This window comes from Arhodomonas sp. SL1 (assembly GCF_052060015.1).
Lineage (GTDB): Bacteria > Pseudomonadota > Gammaproteobacteria > Nitrococcales > Nitrococcaceae > Arhodomonas.
Genome location: NZ_JBPODZ010000001.1, coordinates 70851 through 92434, shown reverse-complemented (window position 1 = coordinate 92434; position 21584 = coordinate 70851). Strand labels below are relative to the sequence as shown.

Genomic DNA, 21584 nt, shown 5'->3' with positions numbered 1-21584 from the left:
TTGATTCCTGCACGCTAGCGGCTTCGGCCGCTCCCCCCACCACTACCTGCCCCGTTGCCGAGGCGACCTCCCCGTCCGCTAAACAAGGCCATCAATGCCAACGCGGCCACCAGCGCCGCCAGCGCGGGGCCGTTCGCGACATCCACCGCCACCGGGGCCTTCCGCACCGGCAATCGGGCGTAATCGAGCGTTCGCCAGCGGCTTCCAACACGGGCCCGGAGCACGCAGTGGTGCCCTTCCGCGTTTCCGCTCCATGCGGTCGCGGGATGGGTTTCCTCGTGGGCCTCCCCGGCCAAAAGCTCAAGCGTCGCCGTGGCGAGCCGTCTGGACCGCGCCTGCTCCGCGTCCGCCTGGAGATAGCGGACTGCAAGGGCGGGGAAGTCGGTGGGCCCATGGTTGCGGACTGTGAACCGGCAGGCCGATGGTTCGCCGGGGGCGTCGCCGGGGATGACGTCCACCTTGCCGACAATGGCGCGGTCCGGCTCCGCCGCGACCTCGAACTCAGTGACGGCGCCGGCGAGCAGCGTGTCGGAGTCACTGATGAGCTCACCTTGCGCCCGGTAGACACCCTCCTCTGCCCCCTCGAGGACCAACTCGTCAAACAACCGGCGTTGCGCCGACGGCCCCAGGGCGGACACCCTCCCCTTCGTGGTAAAGACGATCCTATCCCCGGGCCCGGTGACGGTGATCCGCAGCTCGGCGTCGCGGATCATGGTATTACCGGTGTCATTGTTGACGAGGCTTTCCAACAGCACCTCGTCAGAGACGTGGTACACGGGGCGGTCGCTGCCGAGGTCGAGGGTAGCGAGGGGCTGCGCGAGGTCGCCATGGACGATCCGGAACGGCGCCACGGCCTGATCCACCGTTTCTCCGTCGCGATCCAGCAGGACACCGGAGACCCGGTACGCGCCGGCCAAACGGTCGCCAGCGGGCCAGGACAGGGACAACTCCGTGCTCTCTGCCGGGGCCAAGTGGTAGGCGCCGGGGTCAGCGAGCTCCGTCACCGTCGTACCCGCGCCATCCGCCACCCGCAGCACCGGCCGGAAGCGGCCTTGCAGGGCCCCCTCGTTACGCAAGGTCACGGTAATCCCCACCTCACTGGCCGGGCGGTAGGTATCCGCGTCGGTTTCGAGACTCAGGGCGCCCAGGTGTGTGCCGACCGTCGACTCGACCTTATTGTTGCCGCGGTTGCACTCCGTGACCTCTTCGGCTGGATCGATGACGGCGGTCACGCTATGGGCGCCAGGCGGGAGGTCAGCGGCATGAACGACGCGCTGAAAGGCCCCGGCCGGAAGAGCACCGACCGTCAGGTCATCCTCCCAGACCCTGTCACCGTCGACGTTGAAGGCGTGAAGACGCACAGCGACATCACTTGGAGAGTCACCGCTGCCCGCATTGCCGATCACCATGGACACGGAAACCGAATCGTCGGCACCACCGTCCGCCACGGCAAGGCCCCCAACGGTCAGATCGATTACCCGCACCTCTCGGTCCACCTTGGCGAATATTGCCTCCTCGTAGCCGGCGTACTCGTCGATCAACTCGACGAAGCCGCGCCGCCCACCGGGCGGTTTCGGGAAAACGATGGCCTCGAGCAGGCCTTCGTCGATGCCGCTGCCCACGCCGATGGCGTTAAGGGTATCGATGCCGGCGTCACGGGCGTCTGCCGCGGCACGCTCAGCGGCCCCCTGGCTGGATCGGCCGTCGGTGGAGACGTCGATCACCTGGATGGCGCTGGCCGGTGTGGCCTCTTGAAGCGTCGCGGTGGCGTTTTTAATACAGCTATGGATGCTGGTGCCACCGCCACGCTTGCGGATATCCCGGATACGCTCCGCCACCTCTGGAGCACTCTCCCGCGTGATCGGTGTCGGCGCGATTTCCAGGCGAGTCCCGCTGGAGAACTGCAGAGCGGTCAATCGCACTGAACCGTCGTGGGGAAATACGTCGGGATTCTCGACTGCCGCGGCGGTACCCTCCAGTTGCAGCTGGAAGTCGGAGCCGCTCACACTCCCTGAGCCGTCCATGCACATGGCCAGGTCCACCACCACACCGTCCTCGTCGGCACCACAGCTACCGGCACTCGAGGCGTGGTTGTTAGCCTCATCAAGCTCAACATGGGCCTCGCCGCTATCGACCCAGACGCGCACGGGCGCGTCCCGAAAGGGCAGCTGCCCGTCCACCGGCACCCGAAGGGTGGCGACCTCGCCAGTGTCGGGTCCGACCGCGAGGAGGTCTGCCCCGAGCAGCTTATCGGTGTCCGGGTCAAAGGCGCCGTCGGCATCGGTATCGCGGTAGACGAGCACCTCCACCGGCGCGTCGGCCGATGCGCTACCGGCATTGCCGACCCCGACCTCTATGGTGCCGTCCACAGCAAGCGTCTGCGGGTCGTGCCGCAGCGCGGAGGCGTCCAAGGACTCCACCACCAAGTCCGGACGGAGCTCGGTGACCGCTGCCGGACGCATACGCAGGTCACCCGTGTCGTTTTCCCGTCCCGGGATAAGGATGAGGCCGAGCTCCACCGGCTCATGGCCGGGATGCGACAACCGCAGACGGCCCGCGCCGCCGTCGAGCCCGGACAAGGCAAAGCGGCCATCGGCGGGGGTCTCCATGGATTCCGTCTCCCCGCCAAAGACGGCCTCTACCCGTACGCCCCTCAGGGGCTCTCCGTGAGCCGCGTCGATCACGCGACCGGAGACATCGGCCTTATCCCCCTGGCCAACAGGACGCAGGGCGACCTCCCCGAGCACTAGGACCGCGCCCGCGGGGATCTCCATGCTGGCGGTACGTTCGCGGAAGCCGGAGGCGGAGACGACCAACGTGGCGGCTCCGGCGGGAAGGCCGTCCAGCAGCAGCTCGCCCTCCGCGTTGGTGCGCCCGGAATGGGCCCCGTCAACGGCAGAGACCGTGACCTCCGCCCCTTCGAGGGTCTGGCCACTGACGGCATCTCGGACCACGAGACGGACACCGCCCGTCCGCTTCACCGGCGGGGGCTCCTCCGTAATCGAGCGGAGCTCCGGCGAGAATTGCAGCACCGCCTGTTCCCCGCCAGTAGCTGCGGCGCTCACCGGCCAATAATCGCCGTGCTCCGCAGTGAGGGAGAACGCCCCGGGCGACAAGCCCTCAATGCGGTAGGCACCGGTGGCATCGGTACGACGCTCGGCCAGGGTCGTCCCGTCCCGCGCCACCGTCACGAGCACCTCCTCCACGGGGGTGCCGTCGTCCTGCCGCACGGCGCGACCGCGAATGGTGACGCCGCGCGACGCCGCCTGCCGCAGGGCGGGGGAGAACACGGAAACCTGGCCGGCGACCAGCTTGGCGCTAGCCTCCGCGCCACGAAACCCGGCCCTTTCAGCGCTGAGCGTCACCTCGCCCGGCGGCAGGCTGTCGATTTGATAGCGGCCATCCGCGTCGGTCTCGGAACGATGGCTCGTCCCGACCACGCCCACCATCACCCCGCGGATGGGGTCGCCGTTATCGGCGCGGGTGACGCGACCGGTAACGGTGGTGGTGTCCATGTCGCCGGCCGCGCGGAGCAGACGCAGGGTGCCCATGTCGATGCGGCTGCCGGCACGCACAGCGATCGCCGTGCTGACCTCCCGATATCCCTCGCGCGCCAGCGACAACTCGTAGGAACCGGGAGGAATGTCCGCCAGTCGGAACCGACCCTGCCCGTTCGTGGCACCCGCGTGGCCAGCGCCCCCGTCGAGCCGGACCGCCACCCCCTGCAGTGACGCCCCGGTCTCGCCATCAATCACCCGGCCGTCGATGACCCCGAAGTCCGCATAGGGGGCGGCAGCGGCAGCCAGCGCCCGCAAGGCGAGCGCGGTTAGGAAGACGTCGTCGTCCCAGCTGCCATTGGCCAAGCGCGCGTCTTCGAGGCGTTGCCCATCGGCCTCGAGCGGATCCCGGTCGGGCGTCGTAGGCGCCAGGGCCGCGAGCACCATGGCGGTATCCAAGGTATTGCCCCAGCCGCCGCCAGGGTCGCGCTCACCCAACAGGAAATCGCGGGCGCGGCCGATCAGGCCCGCAACGTCGAGCTGTCGGCGCGCTGGCCACAGGGCAGCAACAACACGGGCGGTCACATAGACGGAGGCGGGTTGCCCCTCCGCGAACGGCCATCCGCCGCCTTCACCCTGCGCGGCCGCCAGGAAGGAAACGGCGCCCGCAATCGCCTCACCATTGCCACCCCCCTTCACCGCCAATGCCTCCAGGGCCAGCGCCGTGTCGAGCGCCGTGGAGTGGAAGCCCCTGCGCTCACCGAATCCGCCGTCACGGTTCTGCTGTTCCAGCAGGCGCGTGATCACCGCCCCGGCATCGGTGCCGACGGCGCGGCGCGCGAGCACACGGCGGGCCAGGCGCGTGGTAGTGGCGTGGGGATCGCCATCGAGGTAGGCACCCGCGTCATCCAGCCCGGGCCAGTCCGGCGTCTCCGCTGCCAGGGCACGCACCGCCTCGGCGGTGGACTGAAAGGGAGTCGCCATGTCACCGGGGGCGTGGATCCGCCCGTCCGACCCGAGCCGGCCCTGCAGCCATTCCACCGTTTCGGCGGCATCGGCAGAGGCGAGGCAGGCCGCCATCAGCGAAAGGACGACACACAGGCGGACGAGGATCCGCCGGTTCCCGCGGGGTTGGGTTCCATCCATGGCATACCTTCCTTCGCCGTTCCCTCCCTGGAACGACATCGCCGGGAGAGTAGCGGCTGCGCCGGGCGGTTTCAATCCCACCGGCTTCCCTTCCCCGGCGCTTTGGGGTTCCATGGGAGCCGTCCGCCAACAACAAGGGGAGGATTTGATGCTGCTCTATACCTGCCAGACCGCGCCGAGCCCGCGCCGGGTGCGGATGTTCCTCGCCGAAAAGGGCCTGGAGGTACCCATGCAAGAGGTGGATCTCCGCAGCGGCGAGCATTTCTCCGAGGCGTTCCGGTGCAAGAATCCTTACGGCACGGTGCCGGTGCTGGAGCTCGACGACGGCACCTGCATCGCCGACAGCGAGGCCATCTGCACCTATTTCGAGGCCCTTCACCCGAAGCCCGCGCTGATGGGCACGGACGCGCGCGGCCAGGCGCTGATCCGTGCCGCCGACCGGTGGGTGGAGCTGGATGGCTATCTGGCGGTGATGGAGGCCTTCCGCAACAAGCTGCCGGGTTTCAAGGACCGCGCCCTCCCCGGCCCTCACCCCGTGCCGCAGATCGAGGCACTGGTGGAGCGTGGTACGCAGCGCTACCGGAACTTCCTCTCCGATCTGGACGCACGCCTCGAGGGCCAGGAGTTCGTCGCCGGCGCCACATTCTCGGTGGCGGATATCACCGCGCTGGTGACATTGGACTTCGCCGCCCGCGCGCTCCACATCGAGCCCGACGAGACGCTCCCCAACGCCCGGCGCTGGTACCAGGCGGTGAGCGCCAGGCCGAGTGCTATGGCCTAGGTTCGGCGCCGTTTAAGGTTCCTGTAAGGTCGGCTCCGGCACTGTGACCTGACCCAAGACCAGCGGCGGGACCACGACATGCAAAACCTCCGGAGACCGGGCATCGGCGAGCGCCTCCAGCAACTCGCCTACCTGCTCAAGCACACCTTCACCATCGTTGGCCGCAACCCGGGCATCGTCCGTCCGTGGGTGTTCATGGCGGTCTATGCGGCCGTGCTGGTGTGCGTGTTCTTCGCCGCGATCACCGCCATTGCCGTGGACCGCGGCGGGCTGGGCACCCTGCTCCTGCTGCTGGCCGTGGCGTTGTTTTTCTACAAGTACTTTTTCTACAACCGCCTGGAGATCCGCCAGAGCTGGCTGGTCGCCGAGAGTGTGCAGGGGCGGCCCACTACGCCGGAGGCGGCCGGCGAGCGCGTCGGCGAGCTCAAGGGCAGCTACCGGCGGTTAGCGCTGCTGGACATGATCTTCGCCTACGTCGCGTGGCAGGGACGGCGCCAGAGCGGGGAGAAACAGGGGCTGATGGGCTCGCTGGTGAGCGCCCTGCTAGCCGGGCTCACCGAGGTGTGGGACCTGGTCAACCACTACCTGCTGCCGGCGGTGGCGGTGGACGGGCTGCGCCTGCGCGACGGCATCGAGCGGATGAAGGGCCTGCGTGAGCAGGTGCCGGAGACGCTGATGGGCGTGTTCGGCATCGATCTGGCGGCCCGGGCGGTGGGCACGCTGATGGCACCGCTATATCTAATCGCCGCGGCCACGGCGGTGGTCCTCGGCCTTTGGGTGGGCGACGCCGTGCCGGCCTTCCACGCCGGCTCCCTCCGCGAGGCCTTGGGCCCGGAGGCCACCACCTGGCTCTCGGAAGGGCCGCTGCACTTCAGCTGGCTGCCCGCGCTCATCGCGTTCTGGGTGAGCAAGGTGGTGAGTGCGGTCTTCGAGCGGCTGGTGACCTCGGTGAAGGTGATCTACTTCACCATCTTCTACATGCGCATCACCCACCCCGAGCGCATCACCGACGAGATCCGCGACGAGCTGGAGGCCTACCTCCGCCTGGAGGGCACCGACCCTGCCACGGGCCCGGCCACCGAGCCCTCGGCGGGTTAGGACTGTCGGCATCCGCCTTCGGCGGGTGCCGACCTACACCGGGGGGCCGTCCTCGTCGGGCGGTGGCGTGACGGGGAACCAGGCGAAACCGAGGTGCTCGACCTCGGCGCGGATCTCCTCCATCCCGGCGGCGACAGGCGGGTAGGTCGGGTTCCGCCGTAGGCGGCACCCGACATCCGGGCCGATACCGCGCCCAATGCCGGCGCGCCCCCGCAGCGGCACGGTGGGACGTCGGCATCCGCCTTCGGCGGGTGCCGACCTACACCGGGGGGCCGTCCTCGTCGGGCGGCGGCGTGACGGGGAACCAGGCGAAACCGAGGTGCTCGACCTCGGCGCGGATCTCCTCCATCCCGGCGGCGACAGGCGGGTAGGTCGGGTTCCGCCGTAGGCGGCACCCGACATCCGGGCCGATACCGCGCCCAATGCCGGCGCGGCCCCGCGGCGGCACAGCGGGACGTCGGCATCCGCCTTCGGCGGGTGCCGACCTACACCGGGGGACCTCCTCGTCGGGCGGCGAGGTGGCCGGGGTCCAGCACGTAGGTCGGATTCCGCCGTAGGCGGCACCCGACGTTATACCCCAAACGCATTCCCCCGGTGCCGGAGGTCACCCACGCTGCCGCCGCGCCGCTCCTTCCATTGTCCGGGCTGACGGGCGATCATGACCGCGCTGGGCACGGTGAGCCGACGGAACGGCTGTTGCGGATCATGGAGGATCGACTATGCGCTACCGACGGGCCCGGACGCCGGGCGGCTGTTATTTCTTCACGGTGGTCACCCACGAGCGGCACCCACGCTTGGCGGACGCCGCCATCCGTCGAAACCTGGGTGATGCGATGCGCCGCGTGCAAGGTAGGCATCCCTTTCGACTCAACGCGATCGTGCTGCTGCCGGATCATCTTCACTGCATCTGGACCCTGCCTGCCGGCGACGCGGATTTCTCCCTCCGGTGGCGCCTCATCAAACGGCACGTGACGCGGCGTGGCCATGGGGCACGTATCTGGCAGGGCCGGTTCTGGGAGCATTTGATCCGGAACGAGAAGGATCTGCGAGACCACGTCGACTACATTCACTACAACCCGGTGAAGCACGATCTTGCGCCAGCACCCAAGTGGTGGCCGTGGTCGAGCTTTCACGGCTATGTGCGGGACGGCCTTTACCCGCCAGACTGGGGCCAGACGGAACCCGATCTTCCGGCCGACGTGGGCCAAGAGTGACACGGACGAACACGTGAAAGACGTCGTCTTCGGCAGGGGAAGGTGTCGGCATCCGCCTTCGGCGGGTGCCGACCTACACCGGGGGGCCGTCGTCGTCGGGCGGCGGGGTGACCGGGGTCCAGGCGAAACCGAGGCGCTCGACCTCGGCGCGGATCTCCTCCATGCCGGCGGCGACAGGCGCGTAGGTCGGGTTCCGCCGCAGGCGGCACCCGACATCCGGGCCGATACCGCGCCCAATGCCGGCGCGGCCCCGCGGCCGCACAGCGGGACGTCGGCATCCGCCTTCGGCGGGTGCCGACCTACACCGGGGAGCCGTCCTCTTCGGGCGGTGGGGTGACGGGGGTCCAGGCGAAACCGAGGCGCTCGACCTCGGCGCGGATCTCCTCCATGCCGGCGGCGACAGGCGGGTAGGTCGGGTTCCGCCGTAGGCGGCACCCGACATCCGGGCCGATAACGCGCCCAATGCCGGCGCGGCCCCGCGGCGGCACAGCGGGACGTCGGCATCCGCCTTCGGCGGGTGCCGACCTACACCGGGGAGCCGTCCTCTTCGGGCGGTGGGGTGACGGGGGTCCAGGCGAAACCGAGGCGCTCGACCTCGGCGCGGATCTCCTCCATCCCGGCGGCGACAGGCGCGTAGGTCGGGTTCCGCCGCAGGCGGCACCCGACATCCGGGCCGATACCGCGCCCAATGCCGGCTCGGCACAGCGGCCGCACAGCGGGACGTCGGCATCCGCCTTCGGCGGGTGCCGACCTACACCGGGGAGCCGTCCTCTTCGGGCGGTGGGGTGACGGGGGTCCAGGCGAAACCGAGGCGCTCGACCTCGGCGCGGATCTCCTCCATCCCGGCAGCGACGGCGTCGGCCGGGCCGCGCAGGCCGAGCTCCAGGCGGAAACCGTGGGGCTCGGTGCTCGGCAGGCAGGACAAGCGCAGCTCGGGATGCCCTTCGACGAAGCGCTCCATCAGCGGGATGACGTCGCTCTCCTTCGCCCCGTCCACGCTGATGGCTTGCTCCACCCGGCTGCCGGGGGCGTGGAGCTGCGGGTAGCGAACATCCAGCACCCACTCCATCATCGGCCAGGCCATATTCGGGAAGCCGGGGACGAAGTAGTGCTCGCGGATGGCGAAGCCGGGGACGCGGTTCACCGGGTTGGGGATGATGGTCGAGCCCTGGGGGAAGTCCACTAGGCGCAGGCGCTGATCGGGCTTGATCGGCCGGCCGAAGCGGGCCTCCAGCTCGGCGACGCCGTCGGGATGGCGCGCCAGGGGCACACCGAGCGCCGCGGCGGCGCATTCGCGGGTGCGATCGTCGGGGGTGGCGCCGATGCCGCCGCAGCTGATGACGATGTCGCCGCTGGCGAAGGTCTCACCGAGGGTGCGCTGGATGAGCGCCGGGTCATCACCGATGAAGTGCACCCAGGACAGCTCCAGGCCGCGGGCGTGGAGCAGGGTGACGAGCTTGGGGAAGTGCTTGTCCTGGCGCTTGCCGGAGAGCAGCTCGTCGCCGATGACGATGAGTCCGAAGCGGCGTTCCGTCATGTCGGTCCCTCAGATGTGATTCCATAGCGACAGCCCCGCCGGCTGCCAGGTGAGGTAGAGCTGGCGGTCGATGTAGGGCTCGGGGTGGCGGCGGAAGTGGTGGCGCAGCAACGTCACCGGCACGATCAGCGGCACCCGCCCCTGGCGGTAGTCCTCGATGAGCGCCACGAGCTCCGCCTTGTCGCCGGTATCCAGCACCGTCTTGAGATACCCCATGATGTGCTGCATGACGTTGGTGTGCCGCCGCCGGGTGGCACGGTAGCGCAGCGCCTGCATAAAGGCCTGGCCGTACTCCTCCGCCAACTCCTCCACCGGTTCGCTGCCGGCGCGGGCTACCAGCCGACCGAGGGCACGCATCCGCTCCGGGCCGTGGGCCATGAGGATGAGCTTGTGGCGGGTATGGAAGTCCACCAGGGCCTCGGCGCTGACGCCCTCCGCCATCATTCGCTGCCAGCGGTGGTAGGCGTAGATGCGCTCGATAAAGTTCTCCCGCAGCACCGGGTCGTTGAGCCGCCCCTCCTCCTCCACCGGCAGCATGGGATTGTCGGCCATGATCTCGGCGGCGTAGATGCCGGTGCCGCTGCCCACGGGATTGCCGGCGTCGTTGTAGACCTTGACCCGCTCCATGCCGCAGCTCGGCGACTTGCTCTTGAGGATGTAGCCGCTGATGCCGGCGAGCTCGCGGGCCATGGTGCGACCGTACTCGGCCAGTGCATCGGTGACATCGTTGGCGGCATCGCGGGTACCCACCGCCCGCGGATGCGCCGGCTCCCCGACCAGGCGGATGGGCGGGCGCGGTGTCCCCAGCCCGATGGCCACCTCCGGGCAGACCGGGATCATCTCGAAGTACTGGCTGAGGACGTCGCTGACGAAGCGATCCCGCTTGTGGCCGGAATCGAAGCGGACCTCCTGGCCGAGCAGGCAGGCGCTGACGCCGACCCGGATCGGTGTGTCCTCGTCCGCCGGTGGCGGGGCGACGCTGGTGTCGGTAACGGTGGCGCTCATCCCAGCACCTCCGCGAGCTGATCGCGCAACTCAGTCAGTGAAGAGAGCTCGACACAGGGCGTGCGCGGCACCTCGTCGGCGGGCCACGACGCCCCGTGGCGGTTGAACCAGACCGGCTGCATGCCGGCGGTGGCGGCGCCGATGACGTCCGTGGAGGGTTCGTCGCCCACGTGCACGATATGCCCCATGGGCACACCGGCACGGCCGCGGGCCGCCTCGAAGACCAGGTGGGAGGGCTTGGCGGCACCCACCTCCATAGCGGAGAGCGCGAAGTCGAAGTAGCCATCCAGGCCCAGGCGGTGGACCTCGGCGTTGCCATTGGTGATGGCCCCTACCCGCAGGCCCTGCCCCCGCAGCCAGTCCAGCACCGGGATGGTGTCGTCGAAGAGGACCACCTCATGGCGGGCGTCCAGGAACTCGGCAAAGGTGCGCTCCACCAGCTCCTCCAAGGCCTTGCCGTCGTAGCCGCCGGCGCGACCGGCACGGCGGAAGACTTCGTGCCGCAGGGCGGTGACATTGTGCAGCAACTCCGGGCGGTCGTCGGCGGTCCGGCCGCGCAGGGCAAGGACCTCCTCCAGCGAGAGCGCGGCGGTGACGGCCGGGAAATGCCGGTCCAGGAAGGCGTAGGCGCGCCGCTCGGCGTGCTCGATGACCCCCTCGAGCTCCCAGAGGGTATAGTCCAGGTCGAAGGTAATGGCCTCGACGGGCGCGCGCAGACGGGTGCTCATTCGCCACTCTCCGCCACTGGCTCCATCTCCAGTTGTCGCCACAGGCACGGCCCCCCGGCGGCCTCGTCGAGGCGTTCCAGCCAGGCCTCGTGGGCGGCCCGCTCGGACTCGCTCGCGGTGACGACGGCGAGCCGTGGACGGTCCGCTGGCAGCCGGCGTATCGCCTCGGGGTCGGCGCCGTCCTCCCCGCCACCGCCGTGGGTGGCCAGCGACAGGGCCGCCTGGCCGCCGGTCATCGCCAGGTAGACGTCGGCGAGGATCTGCGCGTCGAGCAACGCGCCGTGGAACTCGCGGCCGCTGTTGTCCACCTCGTAGCGCTTGCACAGGGCATCCAGGGAGTTGCGCTGGCCCGGGTGCATCTCCCGGGCCATGGTCAGCGTATCGAGCACCGTGGCGTAGTCATTGACCCGCCCCCAGGCCTCGCCCAGCAGCGAGAGCTCATAGTCCAGGAAGCCCACGTCGAAAGGGGCGTTGTGGATGACGAGCTCGGCATCGCGGATGAAATCGATGAAGGCCTGGGCGATTTCGCCGAAGCGGGGCTTGTCCGCCAGGAATCCATTGGTGATGCCGTGGACCTCCTGGGCACCAACGTCCACCTCCCGGTCCGGGTTGAGGTAGTAATGGAAGGTGCGGCCGGTGGGCCGGCGGTAGTTGAGCTCGTAGCAGCCGACCTCGATGATGCGGTGGCCGTCGGCGGTCTCCAGGCCGGTGGTCTCGGTATCCAATACGATCTGGCGCATTCGCTCCCCTGGTTCCGTTGGGTTAGGCACGGGTCGTGACCCGCCTCTGCGGCGGATTTCGCTGCGCTCCATCCGCCCTACTACTACTGCGAGGCAGGCGAAGGAGGCGAACCTTCGCGCGCGAAGCGCGCCCCTACGGGGTCGTCTCCCGCAGTTCGTCGATGCCGCGATTGGCCAGCTCGTCGGCGCGCTCATTCTCCGCATGCCCGGTATGGCCCCGGACCCAGTGCCAGTGCACGGTGTGCTCGCCGGCCAGCTCGTCGAGGCGCTGCCAGAGGTCGGCGTTCTTCACCGGCTTGCGCGCACTGGTACGCCAGCCCCGGCGCTTCCAGTTGGGCAGCCACTCGGTGATCCCCTTGCGCAGGTACTCGGAGTCGGTGGTGAGGTCCACCTCGCAACGGCGCTTTAGGCTGGCCAGTGCCTCGATCGCCGCGGTCAGCTCCATGCGGTTGTTGGTGGTCTCCGGCTCGCCGCCCCAGAGCTCGCGCTCATGCTCGCCGTAGCGCAGCACCGCACCCCAGCCGCCGGGGCCGGGATTGCCCCGGCACGCGCCATCGGTATAGATCTCCACTCGGCTCACGCGTCCGTTCCCTTGTGCGCGGTACGGGCGGCGTCGCCCGCGCGCACCCGCGAGGCGCCGGCCAGCCCGCCGTCGATGACCTTGAGCCGGGGCCGCTCCTGAGGCAGCAGCGGTGTCATCCCGGCGACGTGCTTCTGGGCGACAATCAACGTGACGCCGCCGAAGAGGCGGGCATAGCCTGGACCGAGGCGTTCCAGCGGCGCAAGCCATTCCAGGGTTCGCGCGCGCGCCACCGGCGGGCGGCAGAACACGCCCTCGCGCCGCTCGATGGCCAGGCCGAGCAGGCGCAGCCAGTCGTTGATGCGCAGCCGCCCGAAATAGTGCCCCGCCCATGGCGGATCCCCCGCGCCGAGCACGCCGAGCACCCGGCGCAGGCCCCAAAGGCTCACCGGGTTGAAGGCGAGCACCAACAGCCGCCCCTCCGGTGCCAGCACCCGCTCGGCCTCGCGCAGCACTTGGTGCGGATCCTCGCTGAACTCCAGCTGATGGACCAGCATCAGGGCGTCGACGCTGGCGCTCTCCAGGGGCAGGTCTCCGGGGTCAGCGGCCACGTCCACCGGCCCACCGGGCCAGCGGTCCAGCAACCAGTGGCGGACGTCGCCGAACAGCGCGGGACGCTGGCCGCAGCCATAGGCACCGATCTGGACCACGCTGCGGGCATGGGTGCCGGTAAGACGGCGGCTCACCATGCGGCACTCGGCCTGCATGAGCTCGCGGCCAAGGGGGCTCCGGAACCAGCGGTTGAGGGATTCGCTCATGGCTCACCTCCGCCTCGAGGATAGCGCGGTCGTCGCCGCGAGGCGACATTTGGTGCTGCCGGTGGTCACGGGTTATCCTCCCGCGCCATGACCGACGTATTCGCGATTCCGGCATTTTCAGACAATTATATCTGGATGCTGGCGGATGCCGATAGCCACCGCGCATTGGTGGTGGACCCCGGCGATGCCGCTCCGGTGCAGGAGACCCTGTGCCGACGCGGTCTGAGCCTGGCGGGGATCCTGATCACCCACCACCACCCGGACCATGTGGGTGGCGTGGAGGCGTTGCTGGCGGGATGGGACGTGCCGGTATGGGGACCGGCCGGCGAGCGCATCCCGGGCCGCACCCATGCCGTCGCCGGTGGGGACACCGTCCGTCCGGAAGGCTTTGGACTGAAATTCGCTGTAATCGAATGCCCGGGCCACACCGCCGGCCACATCGCCTATTACGGCAACGGCATGCTGTTCTGCGGCGACACCCTGTTTGCCGGGGGCTGCGGCCGGCTGTTCGAGGGCACACCGGAGCAGATGCACGCGTCACTGTCCCGGTTCGCGGGCCTTCCCGGCGACACCCGGGTCTACTGCGCCCACGAGTACACCCTGGCCAACCTCCGTTTTGCCGCGGCGGTGGAACCGGATAACACCGCGCTCCAGGAGCGCCTCGAGGGGGTGCGCGCCGCGCGGGAGATCGGGGAAATCACGCTACCGTCAACGATCGCCGAGGAGCGGGCCACCAATCCGTTCCTGCGCTGCGACGTCGACAGCGTCCGGCAAGGCGCCGAGGGGCACACGGGGCAGGCGCTGCCCGACCCGGTAGCGGTGTTCGCCGCCGTTCGTGCCTGGAAGGATCGATTCTGACGGTGACGGGCCGCTGAAAAGGGGACAATAACAATGCGTTCAACCGCCGTGCTGCCTCTGGTGGCCTGCTTCGTGCTGAGCGCGTGCTCGGTCAACCCGACCGACGAGGGCACCGCCGGGGGCGATGGCGAGCTGGTGCATGCCGATATCGGACCATCGCTGGAGACCGCGGAGATCCTGCGCCGCCAGCGCAGCGCGGACTACTGGCCACGGAGCCAGAGCGGACCCGTTGACCGCGATACCACCGAGGCGGTCTCGGCGCCAGAGGATGTGTGGGACCGGCTGCGTGACGGCTTTGCCATGCCCGAAGACGAGCGCGCAGCGGTAGGCCGCGAGATGCAGCGCTACACCGACATGCCGGAATACCTGGGGACGGTGGGGGAGCGCGCGCGGCCGTTTCTGCATTATATCGCCGAAGAGATCGATGCCCGCGACCTGCCCATGGAGCTCGCGCTGATCCCGGTGATCGAGAGCGCCTACAAGTCGTCGGCCTATTCCCGGGGCCATGCCGCCGGGCTGTGGCAGTTCGTCCCCACCACGGCGGATCACTTCGGGCTGCAGCGCAACTGGTGGTATGACGGCAGGCGCGACCTGGTGGCCTCCACCGAGGCCGCGCTCGACTATTTCGCCTACCTCAACGACTACTTCGACGGCGACTGGTTGCTCACCATCGCGGCCTACAACGCCGGCGAGGGGACGGTGAAGCGGGCCATCGAGCGCAATGCCAGCCGCGGCCAGCCCACCGACTTCTGGCATCTGGACCTGCCGGCCCAGACCGAGGCCTACGTGCCGCGGCTACTGGCCGTCCGCGACCTCATCGCGGAACCCGAGGCCCATGGCATCACGCTGCCCGAGATACCCAACGAGCCCGCGATCCGGACGGTGGAGCTCGAGGGGCAGATGGATCTCTCCCTCGCCGCCGACCTGGCCGGGATCTCCACCGACGCCCTGTATCGGCTGAACCCGGGCTACAACCGATGGGCGACACCGCCGGAGGGCCCCCACCGGCTGGTGGTCCCGGCCCAGCGGGCAGAGCGCTTCCGCCAGGGGCTCGCCGCCCGCGCCCCGAGCGAGCGCATGCGCTGGCAGCGCCACGAGGTGGCGCGTGGTGACACCCTCGACGAGATCGCCGATCGCTACCACACCAGTGTCGCCATGCTCCGCGACCTGAACGATCTGAATGGCAGCCTGATTCGTGTGGGCGATGAGCTGGTGGTCCCGGCGAGCGGCCGTCCCGCGCAGGGCCAGCGCCTCGCCGGGCGGGGAGGTGGCGGCGAGCGAGCGCTGCAGCACGAGGTACAGCCCGGCGACAGCCTCTGGGCGGTGGCCCGGCGTTACGACGTCAGCGTCGATCAGCTCGCCGCCTGGAACCAGATCTCCCCGGACACCGTCCTCCAGCCCGGGGATACCCTGCGCATTCGCCAGGGCAGTGGCGAGACCGGCGGCGCCGATGGTTCCGTTTATACGGTACGCAAGGGCGATTCCCTCTATCGCATCGCCCGGGAGTTCGATGTCCGCGTCGCCGACCTGCGCCGCTGGAACGGCATCGACCGCGGCGACTACCTCCGGCCCGGTCAACAGCTCCAAGTCCAGGCCCAGTAGGAGCCTGCCTCGCAGGCGAACATTCCCACGGGACCGCACCCCGCCGTCCACGGGGCGCGCGGGCCAACGTCCCGGCGCGTTACGCTACGCTCCATGCGCCCTACCTACGCTTTCCGGCGGTACCCCGCTGCCCCTCCCGGCGCATTGTGCTGCGCTCCATGCGCCCTACTCCCCCCTTGCCCCTGAACCCTTGTGACTTGCTCCCCTCCCTTAACATTCATCGTTGACATTCCTTTGGCCATCTGTCTTCCTGTTACGCATAACGAAGCCGCGGATAACTATCGCCAGAAAAGGGAGAAGCGGGCATGGGCGAGGGGCTTACAAAGGCAGCGGCACGAAACATCTTCTACGGCGGTTCGCTGTTCTTCTTCCTGCTGTTCGCAGCGCTCACCGCGCACAGTCACTGGTACGCCGTCACCCAGTCCACCGCCAGCCTGGAGCTCACGGATTCCGTGCGCCATGGTAAGGAGGTCTGGGAGAAGCACTCCTGCATCAACTGTCACACCCTGCTCGGCGAGGGCGGTTACTTCGCCCCGGAGCTCGGCAACGTCTGGACCCGCTACGGCGGCCATGACAACCCCGAGGGGGCCCGCGCCGCGCTCTCCGGCTGGATCCGTGCCCAGCCCACCGGGGCCCCGGATCGGCGCCAGATGCCGGCGTTCGACATCTCCGACGAGGAGATGGACGCGCTGATCGATTTCCTGCGCTGGACCGACGCCATCGACACCCAGGGCTGGCCGCCCCACCCCTCGGGCTAAGACCGGCACCGGAGACACCGACCCACGCACCCGGCGATACACCAGGTACGGAGACCGCAGACGATGCGATACGAGACCCAGAAGGTTGCCCTGCCCTTCTTCGCGCTGGCGATGGCGCTGTTCATCCTGCAGGTGCTCTTCGGCGCCCTCGCCGGCACCGTATACGTGATGCCGGAGTTCCTCTCCGAGGCGATGCCGTTCCATATCATCCGTATGAGCCACACCAACCTGCTGGTGGTCTGGCTGCTCATCGGCTTCATGGGCTGCACCTACTACCTGCTGCCCGAGGAGTCGGAGACGGAGATCCACAGCCCCACCATCGCCTATGTGCAGCTGGCGATCTTCGCCGTCGCGGGGGTGGCCGCCCTGGTGAGCTATCAGTTCGGGATCCATGAGGGGCGGGAGTTCCTGGAGCAGCCGTTCTGGGTGAAGGTGCTGATCACCGTCTCGTTTCTGATGTTCCTCTACAACGCCAGCCTCACCGTGCTCAAAGGCCGGCGCACGGCGGTGACCATGGTGCTGATGCTGGGGCTGTGGCTGGCGGCGGTGTTCTGGCTGTTCGCCTTCTACAACCCCACCAACCTGGCCGTGGACAAGATCTACTGGTGGTGGATCGTCCACATCTGGGTGGAGGGCGTCTGGGAGCTGATCATGGCCGCCTTGCTCGGTTATCTGCTGATCAAGCTCAGCGGCGTCGACCGCGAGATCATCGAGAAGTGGCTCTACGTCATCGTCGGCCTGGCCCTGTTCTCCGGGCTGCTCGGCACCGGCCATCACTACTATTGGATCGGCACCCCGGGCTACTGGCAGCCCATCGGCAGCATCTTCTCCACCCTGGAGGTGGTGCCGTTCTTCGCCATGCTGGTGTTCGCGTTCTACATGTTCTGGAAGGGCAGCCGCAATCACCCCAACAAGGCGGCCATGCTCTGGACGCTGGGCTGCGCCACCATGGCCTTCTTCGGGGCCGGGGTATGGGGGTTCATGCACACCCTGTCCTTCGTCAACTACTACTCCCACGGCACGCAGGTGACCGCCGCCCACGGACACCTCGCCTTCTACGGTGCCTACGTGATGCTGGTGCTCGGTGTCGTGACCTACGCGATGCCGCAGTTGCGGCGGGTCCAGCCCTATAACCAGGTGCTCAACATGTGGGCGTTCTGGATCATGACCTCGGCGATGGCCTTCATGACCTTCACCCTGACCTTCGCCGGGGTGGTCCAGACCCATCTACAGCGGGTCCTCGGCATGGGCTATATGGAGGTCCAGGATCAGCTGGGGTTGTTCTACGCCATGCGCCTGGGCGCAGGTATCGTGGTGGTACTCGGGGCGCTGATGCTGGTGTATTCCCTGTTCGGCCGTGCCCGCGAGCAGGTCCCCGCCACCGCCAACATCGCCGCAGGCACCGAATGAGCCACCGGGCGGGGCGCGCGTCATGGAGCCATTGAAGGACAACACCGTCGAGCCGGAGCTCCCCTACTATGAGCCGGTGGGCTCGGAATGCGAGCTCTTCCGGCTGGCCTGGGAGCGCCACCTACCGCTGCTGCTGAAGGGTCCCACCGGCTGCGGCAAGACCCGCTTCGTCAGCCACATGGCCGCCCGACTGGGGCGGCCGCTGTTCACTGTGGCCTGCCATGACGACCTCACCGCCGCGGACCTGACGGGGCGCTACCTGCTCCAGGACGGCGAGACCCGCTGGGTGGACGGCCCCCTGACCCGGGCCGTGCGCGAGGGCGGCATCTGCTACCTCGACGAGGTCGTCGAGGCCCGCAAGGACGTCACCGTGGTGCTGCACCCGCTGACCGACGACCGCCGGGTACTGCCGCTGGAGCGCACCGGAGAGATGCTCGCCGCGCCACCGGAGTTCATGCTGGTGGTCTCCTACAATCCCGGCTACCAGGACATCCTGAAATCCCTGAAGCCCAGCACCCGACAGCGGTTCGTGGCACTGGATGTCGACTTCCCACCGCCGGAGTTGGAGTGCGACATCGTGGCCCAGGAGAGTGGGCTGCCGCGGGAGCGCTGTGCCGCCCTCGTGAACCTGGCCGCCCGCCTGCGCGCCATGCGCGGCCAGGATCTGGAGGAAGGGGTCTCCACCCGCCTATTGATCTACTGCGCCACCCTGATGCAGGCGGGGATGCCGGTACTGGAGGCGGCGCGAAGCACCCTGGTGTCACCGCTGACCGATGATGACGACGTCCAGGAGGGCCTGATGGAGGCCATCCGGGCGACCTTCGGCTGAGCCCCATGCGCGAGTTGCTCGAGCCCGAGGAGCTGGTCGGGCGGCGCTGGCACCGCTGGGCGGCCCGGGCGGCCAGCTACCCGCACCACCCGGATGCCGCCGTCACCCTGGAGTCGGTACGCGCGAGCCTGGGGGTATTCTTCCGGGCCGCGGGTGGGCCGCTGGGGCTGGAGGTGGGGGCCATCGTCGCCCGCAACTCCCGTCACCGGCTGACCCTGCGCCAGCGCCTGGGTTTCGACGAGGAACCGGTGGACCAGGCCCGGCGGGACGAGGAGCAATTGCTGCTGCCCCCGCGGCTGGATTATTTCCCGGACCCGTCCCTCAACCGGGACCTCTACTTCTGGCTGGCCGCCTTCCTGGCGGTGGCCGAGGCCCCCACGGACTGTGACGACCCCCTCCAACAGGACCTCGCCGCCCTGGGGGCCGCGGAACAGGCGAGCCGTCAGGCCTGTGAGACCTTTCCCGGGCTCACCCCACGCTATCGGCGCCTGTGCGGGGCGTTGCTGGCCATCCGCCCGCGCCGGCGCCTGCCCCCCATGGAGGCGGCCGTGGAGGCCTGCATCCGCCACCTGCTCGGTGACAGCGCCCCACTGGACCGGCGCGCCACAGGCCTGCTGGGGCACATCCGGGGGACGGCGGACACCACCGAAGCACTGCGCGCCCCACGGGACTACCGCCCGCCCCTACCCGTGCCGCTGTGGGGGGCGGTAACGGAGCTCGGCACCGGTGGCGGCGAGCGCGAGGGGGACGACCCCGATGCCGATGACCCGGAGGGCGGCTCCGCCGAGGCGGGGGAAGGCAAGCGCAAGGCCAGCCGCCGGCGCCAGGACCAGAGCGAGCGCGATGACCCGCTGGTATTGAACCGCTTCGAGAAGCTGCTCGCCTGGGCGGAGATGGTCAACGTCAACCGCATGGTGGAGGACGAGGAGGAGGAAGCCGCCAAGCGCGCCGCCGACGACCTCGATGAGATCACCCTGAGCCCCCATCAACAGCACGCGGCCACGCGGCTGAAGGTGGATCTCGACCTGCCGCCGAACGCGGTCACCGGCTCGCCGCTGCGCGGGCGTTACACCTACCCGGAATGGAGCTACCGCCGGGGGACCTACCTGCCCCACCACTGTGCGGTGCACACCTCCGTACAATCGGAGGAGGGCGAGGACTGGACACCCGATGAGATCACCCAGCGGCGCATCCGACGGGTCCGCCGGCAGTTCGAGGCCCTGCGCCCACGCCGGGAGATCCTGCGCGGGCAGACCGAGGGCAGCGAGCTGGATATGGATGCCGTCATCCGCGCCCACTGCGACCGGCTCGCCACCGGCGAGGGCTCGGACCGGCTATACGTGGCCGCCCGCCCCCACGCCCGCGACCTGGCGGTAGCCATCCTGGTGGATGTCTCCCTGTCCACCGAGGCCTGGCTGGAGGACCGCCGGGTGCTGGACGTGGAGAAGGAGGCGTTACTGGTGCTTGCCCATGGCCTGGCGGCCTGCGGCGACGACTACGCCATCCATACCTTCACCTCCCAACGCCGGCACCGGGTGTGGGTGAATACCGTGAAGGGGTTCGCCGAGCCCATGGGTGAGCGCGTCGCCCGCCGGATCAGCGCGCTGAAGCCCGGTCGCTACACCCGCATGGGTCCGGCCATCCGGCACCTCAGCACCGGGCTCGCGGAGCGCCCCAACCGCCACCGGCTGCTACTGGTGCTCACCGACGGCAAGCCCAACGACACCGATTACTACGAGGGGCGTTACGCCATCGAAGACACCCGCCGGGCGATCATCGAGGCCCGGGGCCGCGAGGTCAGCGTCTTCGGCGTCACCGTGGACAGCCAGGCCCAGCAGTACTTCCCCTATCTCTTCGGCCGCGGCCGCCATGCCATTGTCAGCCACCCGGCCCACCTCGCCGCCGCCCTGCCCGGGATCTACCGTCAGATCATCGCCGAGTGATTGGCGAGCAGATAGCCGCCGAGGATCAACGCGAAGGTGACCAGCAAGAGGGCGCGGAAGAGGCCGCGCCAGCCCGGGCCGGAGGCGCGGAGATTGAGATAGACCATGAGGATCTGCCAGGCCTTGTAATAGCCGGCCACAAGCACGAGGGCCACCGACCACCACGGCAGGGACGCGTCGCGACCGGCACCGATCACCTGTCCGCCGAACAGCGACAGCGCCGTCAGGCCCATGAGCACGGCCCAGGTGGCGAGCAGTTTCCGGGTACCGGGATAGGCTCCGCTCATGGGCTCATCGCAGCAGATAGATCAACGGGTAGAGGATGACCCAGATCAGGTCCACCATGTGCCAAAACGCCGTGCCGGTCTCGACGTTCACCAGCGAGGCCCGCCAGGCGACCACGGCCAGCAGCGCGAGGCCGAAGAGGACGTGGGCGAAGTGAAAACCCGTGAGCAGGTAGTAGAAGGTGAAGAAATTGTTGGTCTCCAGGGTCAGGCCCTGGCCGATCTTGTCCGCATACTCGTAGACCTTGACCGCGCAGAAGACCGCACCGCCGGCCATGGCGGCGAGCAGCCAGTGGCGGCAGCGCGCCACCGCCTCCCGCGCCCGGGCCTCCACGGCGAGCGCCGCGAACAAGCCGCTGGTGAGCAGGACCATGGTGTTGATCCCGCCGAGCAGGGGGTCGAGCTGCCGCTGGGCGGCATCGAAGACCTCCCGCTCGCCGGCGCGCATCACGCCATAGACACCGAAGAAGGCGGCGAAGACCACCAGCTCGCCAAGGATCAGCACCCATATCAGCGGGTTGCCGGGCAGCGCCGAGAGTGGCCCCCAATCGTTGTCGGCGGCGTCCTCCAATGTTCCCCCCTTGTGGGAGCCTGCCCCGCAGGCGAAATGACGACATCATGAACCGCCGCCAGCGCCGCTTCATCGCCTTCGGTATCACTGGCACCGCCTTTCTGGCAGTCGCGGCCGTGCTCGCCTGGGTCATCCACCGCCACGACTGGGGCGTGGCCGCCATCCTCGTCGCACCGGTGATCGTCTACGGCCTCCTGCGTCTGGCCCGCCGGCTGGAGGCCTGGGCCGACGAGCCACTCTAAGCC

At 69.0% G+C, this 21584-nt stretch carries 19 protein-coding genes; 10 read left to right on the top strand and 9 right to left on the bottom strand.

The genetic code is table 11. The annotated features are described in order from the left end of the window. Window positions 1–14 precede the first annotated feature (14 nt). Window positions 15–4643: a carboxypeptidase regulatory-like domain-containing protein gene (locus tag ACQ754_RS00385; protein WP_440995000.1), complete on the bottom strand. Its 4629-nt coding sequence runs from the start codon at window positions 4641–4643 to the stop codon at window positions 15–17. Window positions 4644–4791: 148 nt separating this feature from the next. Here ACQ754_RS00385 and ACQ754_RS00380 point away from each other — a divergent pair, with 148 nt between their 5' ends. The 3 genes from ACQ754_RS00380 (at window position 4792) to ACQ754_RS00370 (ending at window position 7736) form a co-directional block, all read left to right on the top strand. Continuing rightward, window positions 4792–5424, top strand: a complete 633-nt coding sequence (locus tag ACQ754_RS00380; protein ID WP_440994999.1) for a glutathione S-transferase family protein — start codon at window positions 4792–4794, stop codon at window positions 5422–5424. Window positions 5425–5502: 78 nt separating this feature from the next. Next, window positions 5503–6522: a hypothetical protein gene (locus tag ACQ754_RS00375; protein WP_440994998.1), complete on the top strand. Its 1020-nt coding sequence runs from the start codon at window positions 5503–5505 to the stop codon at window positions 6520–6522. Between the two features lie 719 nt (window positions 6523–7241). Continuing rightward, on the top strand, window positions 7242–7736 hold the full coding sequence (locus tag ACQ754_RS00370; RefSeq protein ID WP_440994997.1) for an REP-associated tyrosine transposase: 495 nt from the start codon (window positions 7242–7244) through the stop codon (window positions 7734–7736). Window positions 7737–8487: 751 nt separating this feature from the next. Here ACQ754_RS00370 and ACQ754_RS00365 read toward each other — a convergent pair. From ACQ754_RS00365 to ACQ754_RS00340, 6 genes are all read right to left on the bottom strand, one after another. Beyond that, complete coding sequence (locus ACQ754_RS00365; RefSeq protein ID WP_440994996.1) at window positions 8488–9273, bottom strand: competence/damage-inducible protein A; 786 nt, start codon at window positions 9271–9273, stop codon at window positions 8488–8490. A gap of 9 nt (window positions 9274–9282) precedes the next feature. Next, entirely contained in the window at window positions 9283–10278 is a 996-nt protein-coding gene (locus tag ACQ754_RS00360) for a YbgA family protein (protein ID WP_440994995.1), read from the bottom strand. Then, on the bottom strand, window positions 10275–11006 hold the full coding sequence (locus ACQ754_RS00355; RefSeq protein WP_440994994.1) for an HAD family hydrolase: 732 nt from the start codon (window positions 11004–11006) through the stop codon (window positions 10275–10277). The genes ACQ754_RS00360 and ACQ754_RS00355 overlap by 4 nt, the downstream gene beginning before the upstream one ends. Then, a complete protein-coding gene (gene dnaQ / locus ACQ754_RS00350; protein ID WP_440994993.1) occupies window positions 11003–11746 on the bottom strand; it encodes a DNA polymerase III subunit epsilon in 744 nt (247 codons plus the stop codon). Before dnaQ ends, ACQ754_RS00355 begins: the two co-directional genes overlap by 4 nt. A 133-nt stretch (window positions 11747–11879) precedes the next feature. Continuing rightward, window positions 11880–12326 carry a ribonuclease HI gene (rnhA, locus tag ACQ754_RS00345; protein WP_440994992.1) on the bottom strand — a complete coding sequence of 149 codons (447 nt, stop codon included), beginning with the start codon at window positions 12324–12326 and terminating at the stop codon, window positions 11880–11882. Beyond that, complete coding sequence (locus ACQ754_RS00340) at window positions 12323–13084, bottom strand: class I SAM-dependent methyltransferase (RefSeq protein ID WP_440994991.1); 762 nt, start codon at window positions 13082–13084, stop codon at window positions 12323–12325. Before ACQ754_RS00340 ends, rnhA begins: the two co-directional genes overlap by 4 nt. 87 nt (window positions 13085–13171) lie before the next feature. Between ACQ754_RS00340 and gloB the strand changes: the two genes are divergently transcribed. The 6 genes from gloB to ACQ754_RS00310 all read left to right on the top strand — a co-directional run bounded on the left by gloB (window position 13172) and on the right by ACQ754_RS00310 (window position 20484). Further along, window positions 13172–13942: a hydroxyacylglutathione hydrolase gene (gene gloB, locus ACQ754_RS00335; protein WP_440994990.1), complete on the top strand. Its 771-nt coding sequence runs from the start codon at window positions 13172–13174 to the stop codon at window positions 13940–13942. 33 nt (window positions 13943–13975) lie between these two features. Further along, window positions 13976–15544, top strand: coding sequence for a LysM peptidoglycan-binding domain-containing protein (locus ACQ754_RS00330; RefSeq protein ID WP_440994989.1), 1569 nt, complete (start codon window positions 13976–13978; stop codon window positions 15542–15544). A gap of 305 nt (window positions 15545–15849) precedes the next feature. Then, window positions 15850–16302 (top strand): c-type cytochrome, encoded by a 453-nt coding sequence (locus tag ACQ754_RS00325; RefSeq protein WP_440994988.1) that lies wholly within the window; start codon window positions 15850–15852, stop codon window positions 16300–16302. 63 nt (window positions 16303–16365) lie between these two features. Beyond that, a complete protein-coding gene (locus ACQ754_RS00320) occupies window positions 16366–17712 on the top strand; it encodes a cbb3-type cytochrome c oxidase subunit I (protein ID WP_440994987.1) in 1347 nt (448 codons plus the stop codon). Window positions 17713–17734: 22 nt separating this feature from the next. Beyond that, a complete protein-coding gene (locus ACQ754_RS00315; protein WP_440994986.1) occupies window positions 17735–18541 on the top strand; it encodes a CbbQ/NirQ/NorQ/GpvN family protein in 807 nt (268 codons plus the stop codon). Between the two features lie 5 nt (window positions 18542–18546). Continuing rightward, complete coding sequence (locus ACQ754_RS00310) at window positions 18547–20484, top strand: nitric oxide reductase activation protein NorD (RefSeq protein ID WP_440994985.1); 1938 nt, start codon at window positions 18547–18549, stop codon at window positions 20482–20484. On the opposite strand, the gene ACQ754_RS00305 is transcribed toward ACQ754_RS00310, so the two are convergent. Both ACQ754_RS00305 and ACQ754_RS00300 read right to left on the bottom strand, forming a co-directional pair. Next, window positions 20466–20771 (bottom strand): cytochrome C oxidase subunit IV family protein, encoded by a 306-nt coding sequence (locus ACQ754_RS00305; protein WP_440994984.1) that lies wholly within the window; start codon window positions 20769–20771, stop codon window positions 20466–20468. The genes ACQ754_RS00310 and ACQ754_RS00305 overlap by 19 nt on opposite strands. A gap of 4 nt (window positions 20772–20775) precedes the next feature. Continuing rightward, window positions 20776–21339 carry a cytochrome c oxidase subunit 3 family protein gene (locus ACQ754_RS00300; protein WP_440994983.1) on the bottom strand — a complete coding sequence of 188 codons (564 nt, stop codon included), beginning with the start codon at window positions 21337–21339 and terminating at the stop codon, window positions 20776–20778. Window positions 21340–21386: 47 nt separating this feature from the next. Here ACQ754_RS00300 and ACQ754_RS00295 point away from each other — a divergent pair, with 47 nt between their 5' ends. After that, entirely contained in the window at window positions 21387–21581 is a 195-nt protein-coding gene (locus ACQ754_RS00295; protein WP_440994982.1) for a hypothetical protein, read from the top strand. The last annotated feature ends 3 nt before the right edge of the window (window positions 21582–21584 follow it).